At 47.8% G+C, this 9,538-nt stretch carries 9 protein-coding genes; 6 read left to right on the plus strand and 3 right to left on the minus strand.

Annotated elements, in window-relative coordinates:
* Positions 1 to 33 precede the first annotated feature (33 nt).
* Positions 34 to 1,029 (minus strand): GlxA family transcriptional regulator, encoded by a 996-nt coding sequence (locus tag GZ78_RS22920; RefSeq protein WP_034841461.1) that lies wholly within the window; start codon positions 1,027 to 1,029, stop codon positions 34 to 36.
* 95 nt (positions 1,030 to 1,124) lie between these two features.
* Here GZ78_RS22920 and GZ78_RS22925 point away from each other — a divergent pair, with 95 nt between their 5' ends.
* Positions 1,125 to 1,673 (plus strand): cysteine hydrolase family protein, encoded by a 549-nt coding sequence (locus tag GZ78_RS22925; protein ID WP_034841464.1) that lies wholly within the window; start codon positions 1,125 to 1,127, stop codon positions 1,671 to 1,673.
* 35 nt (positions 1,674 to 1,708) lie between these two features.
* Here GZ78_RS22925 and GZ78_RS31085 read toward each other — a convergent pair whose 3' ends face one another.
* Positions 1,709 to 1,960, minus strand: a complete 252-nt coding sequence (locus GZ78_RS31085) for a type II toxin-antitoxin system RelE/ParE family toxin (protein ID WP_034841467.1) — start codon at positions 1,958 to 1,960, stop codon at positions 1,709 to 1,711.
* A 2-nt stretch (positions 1,961 to 1,962) separates the two neighbouring features.
* Entirely contained in the window at positions 1,963 to 2,205 is a 243-nt protein-coding gene (locus GZ78_RS22935) for a type II toxin-antitoxin system ParD family antitoxin (RefSeq protein WP_034841469.1), read from the minus strand.
* Between the two features lie 526 nt (positions 2,206 to 2,731).
* On the opposite strand from GZ78_RS22935, the gene GZ78_RS22940 reads away from it, so the two are divergent.
* From GZ78_RS22940 to GZ78_RS22960, 5 genes are all read left to right on the plus strand, one after another.
* Entirely contained in the window at positions 2,732 to 3,706 is a 975-nt protein-coding gene (locus tag GZ78_RS22940; protein ID WP_034841471.1) for a DUF1852 domain-containing protein, read from the plus strand.
* A gap of 31 nt (positions 3,707 to 3,737) precedes the next feature.
* On the plus strand, positions 3,738 to 4,766 hold the full coding sequence (locus GZ78_RS22945) for a methionine synthase (RefSeq protein WP_034841473.1): 1,029 nt from the start codon (positions 3,738 to 3,740) through the stop codon (positions 4,764 to 4,766).
* A 291-nt stretch (positions 4,767 to 5,057) separates the two neighbouring features.
* Positions 5,058 to 5,888 carry a sulfite exporter TauE/SafE family protein gene (locus GZ78_RS22950; RefSeq protein ID WP_034841476.1) on the plus strand — a complete coding sequence of 277 codons (831 nt, stop codon included), beginning with the start codon at positions 5,058 to 5,060 and terminating at the stop codon, positions 5,886 to 5,888.
* Positions 5,889 to 6,636: 748 nt separating this feature from the next.
* The gene (locus tag GZ78_RS22955) at positions 6,637 to 7,767 is read left to right on the plus strand and encodes a lactonase family protein (protein ID WP_236631663.1); all 1,131 of its coding nucleotides are present in this window, start codon (positions 6,637 to 6,639) and stop codon (positions 7,765 to 7,767) included.
* Positions 7,768 to 8,055: 288 nt separating this feature from the next.
* Positions 8,056 to 9,495 carry a lactonase family protein gene (locus GZ78_RS22960; protein WP_161787467.1) on the plus strand — a complete coding sequence of 480 codons (1,440 nt, stop codon included), beginning with the start codon at positions 8,056 to 8,058 and terminating at the stop codon, positions 9,493 to 9,495.
* Positions 9,496 to 9,538 lie beyond the last annotated feature (43 nt).

Genomic DNA, 9,538 nt, shown 5'->3' on the forward strand with positions numbered 1-9,538 from the left:
TGCAATGATGCTCCTGAATTATTTGCAATTAGATCATAAAACTTCATCAATTCTATTGAGGGGAGAAAAACGCTTCCGATAGTCCCTGGGAGTTAGGCCGGTTATTGCTTGAAATACCCTACGAAAGGCACTGGCATCCTCATAACCTACTTGCCAGGCGATTTCTTCAATATTCATGCGTGACAACTCCATCAGTTCCCGTGCTTTGCTGACTCTTAGCTGTTGCAGGTATTTTGAAGGTGTTAATCGTGTAGCGGCCTGAAAACGACGGATAAATGTCCTCCCTTCCAGGCAGGCTTCATTAGCCATCATGGGTACTGTGAGCGGTTCATTAAAGTGTTTATGCAACCAATGTTGCGCTTTCAGAATAGCAGCGTCACCATGTCCGAAGCTGGGTGAAAAACTGCTGTAATACCTCTGCTCACGACCGCCAGGGTCCACCAGAAAGAAGCGAGCTGTTGTCAGCATGGTTGCTGACCCCATAAATCGTTCTACCAGCCTTAACCCTAAATCGACCCAGGCCATCAGACCTCCGGCCGTTATGATATCGCCATCGTCGATCAGTAACTTGTCTATATTGAGCTTCACTTCCGGGTGCCGCTTCAGAAATTCTTCTTCAAGACTCCAGTGTGTAGTGGCCGGGCGGTCATCCAACAATCCGGTTTGAGCAAGATAAAGTGCACCCGCACAGATTGAGCAGATTAACGTTCCCTTTTGATGCCAGGGACTCAATAAATGGGGCCAGGAAGCGAACTCTTTTGGTGTGTGCCCCAGGCAGGGAGGAATAATGACGACACTATCAGTACATGCAGTACATGAATCCTCCTGTTCAAACGACACAGTATCTACATCTCTTGTGACAACACTGAAAACACATTCAGGCGAACCCTTTCCACGGTCACGCTGATAGAAATCATTTGCTGCATTCAACAGGTCCATCAAACCAAAGATGGCTGATTGCTGAGCATGGGGATAGGTAAGAATCAAAACGCTGACTCTTCCTTTTTGTGGGTGTACTGCTTTAGTCATATGGCGAATATTGCACGAAATATGTCATTTTTGCCAAGTTTCAATGGAAGAACAACCTCATAAACTGGGTACACATCAACAAGGAACCATTACCCATGAATAAACGTGCCCTGGTTATTATTGACCTGCAGAATGATTATTATCCTGGTGGTTTGTGGTCTTTATATAACATTGAGCAGGCATCCAAGAATGCTCGCTCAGTATTGGAATCTGTTCGTAATAGCGGAGACCTGGTGATTCATGTAAGGCATGAATTTGAAGACAATAATGCCCCTTTCTTTCTTCCAGATTCAGAGGGTGCAGCGATACACGCCGATGTAATGCCTCTGGATAACGAACCCGTTGTTCTCAAACATGCCGTTAATGCTTTTCATCAAACCAACCTCAAAGCACTGCTCGATGAGCATGACATCAAAGAACTTGTTCTTGTTGGCGCCATGAGCCATATCTGTATCGATGCAGCCACACGTGCAGCGGCTGATTATGGCTATAAAGTCACTCTCATTGAAGATGCCTGCGCGTCTAAGGATGTTGAGTTCGATGGCAAGAGTGTTAAAGCTGAAGATGTACACACAGCGTTTATGTCAGCACTGAGTTTTGGTTATGCCGATGTGGTTTCAACCCGTGAGTGGTTGGAACAGTAGGTTAAAAGCCAAGTGAAGGTGTAAGCTCTGAGAGCTTAAAGTTTAAGTGGACACGAGGTCTTTGGATAAGGGCTTTTGTGTCTACTTAACTTGACCTTCACCATAAAAACAATATCTCGACGCCGAGCCATACCAGGTTTGATCATAAGCTGTTGAAGGGTTTCAAACATACTTCTGGTATAGCTATCCTCCTGATTTTCTCCAAATTGAGACAGGGTATAGTCATAGATATCTTCCAAATCCTGAGAAGCTCGTGGCCTGAACAAGTACTGCTTGGTAGTCGGCATTTTTAGCGTTTTTTCATCCGAGAAAGAAATTGTTCAACCTCAAGATCGACAGGTTCACCACTATTATCCCCTTCATCAATCAGAGCCTTAAGCTGTTCGAGACTAGATGATGCTTTATGTTCTCTCAAGTTCCTCAGTGCATCTCTTACCACTTCACTGACTGAGGAATACGCTCCAGAATCCACTAATTGTTGAGCATAACTTTGAAGCTCATTGCCAAGGCTAATGGTTAGTGTCCGGGCCATGTGAACCCCTCCTGCAAGAATATGTCTTACAGGTTATAGACTGGAAATGGTTTTATGACATTATGAATTTCTGAATAACCTTGAACTCATAACAGATTATCTGAGCAAATCCCTATTAGGGAAGGTGTGAACAAGTCCTGCGAGGCGTTCTTCGCGATAAAAGTCAGGAAAAAATCCTTATATATTTGATGATTAAAGAGTCCCTTTACGGAAAAGCCATGGCCGAATTCTATGGATTATCGAGAACTGGCCAAGAGAACAATAAGGTAAGGGTTCAAAACCCATCATGAGCTCTATTCATCAAACAATGAATTATGATCAATTTCATTCATATTATATTTCACGTATAAATACACTCAGATCTGAACTTAAGACACGACTACAGTTGATTTTTACTTAGGCCGTTGAGCACACACCAAAAAAGACTGTGAAGACTAAAAACTGAGAAAATCAGAAGAATTCAGCAAATGCTAGTGAGCAAGGAATTGACTCTGGATTTGTCTCAGACAATGGATACCTAATCACAATGAATAAAGACTTTACGTTTATCGTCAAGAGCATTTGTTTTGATGAAAATTATCAGCCATCAGACAATACTCGCATTACGACCAACTTTGCTAATTTAGCCAGAGGCGAGAGCCGCCAGGAAAACCTGCGTAGCGCCTTAAGGATGATTGATAATAGTTTTAATGCCCTGGCGCATTGGGACAACCCTAAAGGTGATCGTTACTCCGTCGAGCTCGAAATTATTTCAGTCGATATGAATATTGCAGGCAGCGATCAGCCTTTCCCATCGATTGAGATTTTGAAAACGAATGTTGTTGATCGTGTAACGAACGAATGCATTGAAGGTATTGTAGGGAATAATTTTTCGTCGTATTTACGAGATTATGATTTTAGTGTGTTATTGCTGGATCATAATAAAGACAAGCCGAGTTTCAGTATTCCAGACAACTTTGGTGATCTGCATGGGAAACTCTTTCAGTCTTTCGTGAACTCAAATACTTATAAACAGAATTTCAAAAAACCACCTGTTATTTGCCTCAGTGTTTCGGACAACAAGACCTATCACCGGACTGACAACCAGCATCCCGTGCTGGGTTTTGAGTATCAGCCCAATGAATCTTCTTTGACTGAGCAATATTTCAAGAAAATGGGGTTACAAGTTCGGTATTTTATGCCGCAGAATAGCGTTGCGCCTTTGGCATTCTATTTCTTTGGCGATTTGCTGAATGATTACACGAACCTTGAGCTTATAAGCACCATCAGCACGATGGAGACCTTCCAAAAAATCTACCGCCCAGAAATATACAATGCAAATGCTGTTGCCGGAAAATGCTACCAGCCCAATTTAAAAAACCTGGATCATTCATTAACTCAAATTGTTTATGATCGCGAAGAACGTAGCAGGCTAGCCATTAAGCAAGGGAAATTTGCAGAAGAATACTTCATCAAACCTTACCAAACCGTTCTTGAGCAGTGGACTGCTGATTACGCTTGAATATCAACAAAAACAGACAACAGCGCCTTTTATGAAAACTTTATTACCGACTTCAACGGCGGGCAGTTTGCCTAAACCTTCATGGCTTGCAGAACCTGAAAAGCTTTGGTCACCCTGGAAATTGCAGGATGAGGAATTAATTACAGGGAAACAAGACGCTTTGCGTGTGACACTGCAAGAGCAGGATCAGGCCGGCATTGATATTGTCAGTGACGGCGAGCAGTCACGCCAGCACTTCGTTACGACGTTTATTGAGCACCTTAATGGCGTAGATTTTGAGAATCGTAAGACGGTTAGAATTCGTGACCGCTATGATGCCAGTGTACCTTCAGTCGTTAGCGCTGTTTCCAGGCAAAAGTCCGTGTTTGTTGAAGATGCCAGATTTTTACGTCAGCAAACCAACAAACCTATTAAATGGGCTCTGCCTGGCCCCATGACAATGATCGATACCCTGTACGATGGGCATTATAAAAGTCGTGAAAAACTAGCCTGGGAATTTGCCAAAATTCTTAATCAAGAAGCTAAAGAATTAGAGGCTGTGGGTGTTGATATCATTCAGTTTGACGAGCCTGCTTTTAATGTCTTTTTTGATGAAGTAAATGACTGGGGCATTGCTGCTCTGGAAAGAGCCATTGAAGGGCTCGAGTGCGAAACCGCTGTACATATATGCTATGGCTATGGCATTAAAGCCAATACAGACTGGAAGAAGTCTCTGGGCTCTGAGTGGCGCCAATATGAGGAAGTATTTCCCAAACTACAACAATCTAACATCGATATTATCTCTCTGGAATGTCATAACTCTCGTGTTCCTGTCGAATTACTTGAGCTCATCCGTGGTAAAAAAGTGATGGCAGGAGCCATTGATGTCGCCACCAATACCATAGAGACACCAGAAGAAGTGGCCAATACTCTGCGAAAAACACTGCAATTTGTTGATGCCGACAAACTCTATCCTTGCACCAACTGTGGAATGGCTCCCCTACCTCGTGAAGTAGCAAGAGGCAAACTCAATGCCTTGAGCGCCGGGGCAGAAATCGTTCGAAGAGAACTGTCTAACTAGTACGACCAAGCGTTAATTACCCTTCAGCTCTCCGTTCAGTCTGAGCCTTTCGAAAGATGCTGGTAATGCACTTCGACTCGCTCAGTTCGAACGGTTTGGGATGTAACGCTTGGCGGCACAAAGCAGTTCGAAATTACTTCAATCAATAGAAGCTGTTCACTGAAACGGCTCAGGCAGTGTCGCCATTCCTTAGTAGTTCCTGCCAACCAGGTTCTTACCTTGAGTGTGTTCATAGTCTAAAGAACTGATGGCAAGGTCTTTGTCAGTTATTAGAAACAGAAGAAACCGTTAATGGATGTCTTAGAATTTATAACAAATCATACCTCGACTTTTTTGGCATTAATGGCCACAGGAATTTTCGCCGGTATTCTTGCAGGATTATTAGGCGTAGGCGGCGGTATAGTTATTGTGCCCGTGCTGTTTTTCTTGTTCCAGAGCTTTGGTGTATCACCTGAGTCAGCCATGCTGGTAGCAACGGCAACCTCGCTGGCCACAATAGTACCGACTTCGATCAGTTCAATTCGTGCTCACAACCAAAAAGGTAATGTCGATTTTAACCTTCTGAAACGCTGGGCTGTTTTTATTCTCTTGGGTGTATTGGTGGGTAGCTGGCTGGTAACGCGCATAGATGGCAGTTTGCTGACTATGCTGTTTGGTGTCATAGCGACCTTATCGGCACTTAACATGCTGTTCAGAACGGGAAAATCCGCGCTGTTCAAACAGTTGCCCGGCACAGCAGGACAGTCAGTGATGGGAACATCCATTGGCTTTTTCAGCTCTATGGTCGGAATCGGTGGCGGCACTATTTCTGTTCCACTGCTTACCCTATACAACTATCCAGCTCACAAGGCCGTAGGCACAGCTGCAGCCATTGGGCTCATTATTTCGTTGCCTGGCGCCCTGACCATGTTAGCACTGGGAAGTACACCAGCCGATGCGCCGGCAGGAACCATAGGCTTGGTTAATCTGATGGGGTTCATTTGCATTGTGCCGCTAACCGTACTTTTTGCCCCGGTAGGAGCATCTCTGGCCGCTAAATTAAATGCTATTAGACTGAAGAAGGTCTTTGCCCTCGTACTCCTTGTGACAGGCCTGCGTATGTTGGCACAGCTTCTTTTGTAAGCTTTGTCCTGTAAACCTGCGGCTACCACGGTTAAGTTAGGAAGGTCGAACAGAGAATCAATGATTTAAACGATTTAAACGATTTCTAAAATCATACAACCTCCCTTCAGCGTTACTGAAGCTCTGGCAGTAACGTTTGAAGTGTGCAGGTAAGATTAAAGCTGCTCCCCTACCCTGAAATTGGCTTCACTTTGTCATGGCTTGCTCAAGGAGAGTAAATATCCATTGACTTTCATAGTCGTTTTTCTTCTCGGGCAAGCCTTGATATCTCTGGGCTGTAACCTTAAGTCAGTGCCATTGCCTTATATACCCATTGGATTTCAAGATGCTACTAGGCGACAAGTGAGCGAAGCCCTGTGAGCCTGCAAGTAGTAGGTGATCAGGGTGAGCGAACGCTGGCAATTGTATCTACAGTGGTTTTCGGAATGGTCTGCTGGGCTTTACACCGTAAAAAACCCAAGAGCGCCAGTTATGAAATGATGAACAAGCAGTGACACACTGATCTGCCCGTACAAAGAAGGCTCAATGAAGGTTGTCCTACCGTCTCCAGAAAACTGAACTACACTGGATGTCCACCCAAAGGAGTTGGGAAGAGCCGGAACCGGATACCTTCATAACGAACGGGTGCGAGAGATCATAGCTCATGATATTCAGTGCAAAACAGTCAGCGGTAACACAAAAAAGTATGGTGTTTTCTACAAAGAGGGTAAAAGCACCTTGGCCCTGCTGGCAGGGTGTCTGTGTCTTTGTGGCTCAGTTGGCAGTCACCAGCCTTTGCGTACTGCAACCTGCCAATGGTGAGGTGGTAAATGAGCCGGGGTCTCTTATTAACCCTATCAATTACCATAGCGACAACACTCATGAGCTGAATGGTGCTGCAGGTGTCGTCCTCAGTCCCGACGGGAAACACCTGTACGTAACGGCCACTTTCGGAGATGCCCTCACGGTGTACGACGTGGCCAGCGGCGGTGCGCTCGCCAACCCCCGTATCTATCGTAACGGCGCCACTCATGAGCTGGATGGTGCCCTCGGTGTTACCCTGAGCTCCAACGGGCAACACCTGTACGTAACGGCCTCGACCGGGAATACTCTGTCGGTGTACGACGTGGCCAGCGATGGCGGGCTTTCCAACCCCCGTATCTATCGTGATGACAACACTCATGAGCTGGACGGTGCCTGGGGTGTTACCCTGAGCCCTGACGGTCAACACCTGTACGTAACGGCTGCTATGGGGGATGCCCTGTCGGTGTATGACGTGGCCAGTGACGGCACGCTCTCCAATCTCCGTATTTACCGTGATGACAACACTCATGAGCTGCACGGCGCTTTGAGTGTCGTCCTTAGCCCCAACGGGCAACACCTGTACGTAACGGCCGGTAAGGGGAATACCCTGTCGGTGTACGACGTGGCCAGCGACGGCACGCTCTCCAACCCCCGTGTCTATCATGACGACAACACTCATGAGCTGAGCGGTGTCTGGGGTGTCACCCTGAGCCCCGACGGGCAACACCTGTACGTAACGGCCACTTTAGGGGGTGCTGTGTCGGTGTACGACGTGGCCGGCGATGGCGCGCTCTCCAACCCCCGTATTTACCGTGACGACGCCACTCATGGGCTGAATGGCGCTGCGTATATCGCCCTGAGCCGCGACGGGCAACACCTGTATGTAGCGGCCGTTGAGGGGAGTGCCCTGTCGGTGTACGACGTGGCCAGCGACGGCGCGCTTTCCAACCACCGCATTTACCGTGACGACAACACTCATGAGCTGGGCGGTGTCTGTGATGTTGCCCTGAGCCCCGACGGGCAACATCTGTACGTAACAGCCTTCTTAGGGGGTGCCCTGTCGGTGTATCAGGTGATCCAGGACACCTTCCGCTAAGGTGGAAGGGGGAGAATGAAAGAGATTATGGCGCGATTCAGCACACCCGTCCGTACCAAACAGGCCCAATAAAGGTTGTCACTTCACCCCCAGAAAACTGAACTACATTGAATGTCCACCCAAAGGAGTTGGGAAAAGCCGGAACTGGATACTTCCATAACCAGCGGGTACAAGAGGCCATAACTCATGATATTCAGTGCAAAACCATCAGCGGCAACACCAAGCACGGTTTTTTCTACAAAGAGGGTAAAAGCCCCTTGGCCGTGCTGGCAGGGTGTCTGTGTTTTTGTGGCTCAGTTGGCAGTCACCAGCCTGTGCATACTACAACCTGCCAAGGGTGAGGAGGTTAATGAGCCGGGGTCTCTCATTAACCCGGTCATTTACCATAACGACAACACTCATGAACTGGAAGGTGCCAGGAATATTGCCCTCAGCCCCAACGGGCAACACCTGTACGTAACGGCTTTTTTAGGGGGTGCCCTGTCGGTGTACGACGTGGCCAGCGACGGCGCGCTCTCCAACCCCCGTATTTATCGTAACGACGACATTCATGATCTGTTAGGTGCCCAGGGTGTTACACTGAGCTCCGACGGGAAACACCTGTACGTAACGGCTATTTCGAGCAATGCCCTGTCGGTGTATGACGTGGACAACGACGGCGCGCTCTCCAACCCCCGAATCTATCGTAATGACACCACTCATGAGCTGAATGGCGCTTCGAGTGTCGCCCTCAGCCCCGACGGGCAACACCTGTACGTAACAGCCAATGCTGGGAATGCCCTGTCGGTGTACGACGTGGCCAGCGACGGTGCGCTCTCCAACCCCCGTATTTACCGTGACGACGACACTCATGAGCTGGAGGGCGCCAGGAATATTGCCCTCAGCTCCGACGGGCAACACCTGTACGTAACGGCTTTTTCGAGCAATGCCCTGTCGGTGTACGACGTGGACAGCGACGGCGTGCTCTGCAACCCCCGTATTTACCGTAACGGCGACACTCATGAGCTGAATGGTGCCCGAGATGTTGCCCTGAGCCCCGACGGGCAACACCTGTACGTAACGGCTTTTTCGAGCAATGCCCTGTCGGTGTACGACGTGGACAGCGACGGCTCTCTCTCTAACCCCCGCATCTATCGTGACGACAACACTCATGAGCTGGACGGTGCTCTGGGTGTTACCCTGAGCCCCGACGGGCAACAACTGTACGTAACGGCTTTTTCGAGCAATGCCCTGTCGGTGTATCAGGTGGTCCAGGCCGTGGAAGCAAACACCTCCTTATACTCCCTCACACATTCAGCCAGCATTAACCCGGGCATGGACACACATACCCTGGTCTACTCTCCCACGCATTCAGCCATGACGAGCCCGAGCCTGGAAGACCGCCCGATATCCACTGACGGGTTTTCTCCTTCCACAACGCCTTCCATGACACCTTCTATGACACCTTCTATGACACCTTCTATGACATCTTCTATGACATCTTCTATGACATCTTCTATGACATCTTCTATGACATCTTCTATGACATCTTCTATGACATCATCCATGATGCCTTCCATTGAAGTGAAAGGAGAGAATGAAAGAGATTATGGCGCTATTGCTGGCGCGGTCACTACCGGAGCCGTAGTGACCGGGGCGGTTGTCTCTGTGGTGATCGGAATGGTCTGCTGGGCTACACACCGTACAAAACTCAAAAGCGCCATTTATGAAATGCAGAACAAGCAGTGACACACTGATCTGTCCGTACAAAACAGGCTCAATAAAGGTTGTC

The sequence above is a fragment of the Endozoicomonas numazuensis genome, assembly GCF_000722635.1.
Lineage (GTDB): Bacteria > Pseudomonadota > Gammaproteobacteria > Pseudomonadales > Endozoicomonadaceae > Endozoicomonas_A > Endozoicomonas_A numazuensis.

Excerpts from the sequence above, each read along its gene's own strand:
- GZ78_RS22945 (WP_034841473.1), top strand. The coding sequence starts at position 3,738 with ATGAAAACTTTATTACCGACTTCAACGGCGGGCAGTTTGCCTAAACCT.
- GZ78_RS22925 (WP_034841464.1), top strand. The coding sequence starts at position 1,125 with ATGAATAAACGTGCCCTGGTTATTATTGACCTGCAGAATGATTATTAT.
- GZ78_RS31085 (WP_034841467.1), bottom strand. The coding sequence starts at position 1,960 with ATGCCGACTACCAAGCAGTACTTGTTCAGGCCACGAGCTTCTCAGGAT.
- GZ78_RS22920 (WP_034841461.1), bottom strand. The coding sequence starts at position 1,029 with ATGACTAAAGCAGTACACCCACAAAAAGGAAGAGTCAGCGTTTTGATT.
- GZ78_RS22940 (WP_034841471.1), top strand. The coding sequence starts at position 2,732 with ATGAATAAAGACTTTACGTTTATCGTCAAGAGCATTTGTTTTGATGAA.
- GZ78_RS22935 (WP_034841469.1), bottom strand. The coding sequence starts at position 2,205 with ATGGCCCGGACACTAACCATTAGCCTTGGCAATGAGCTTCAAAGTTAT.
- GZ78_RS22950 (WP_034841476.1), top strand. The coding sequence starts at position 5,058 with ATGGATGTCTTAGAATTTATAACAAATCATACCTCGACTTTTTTGGCA.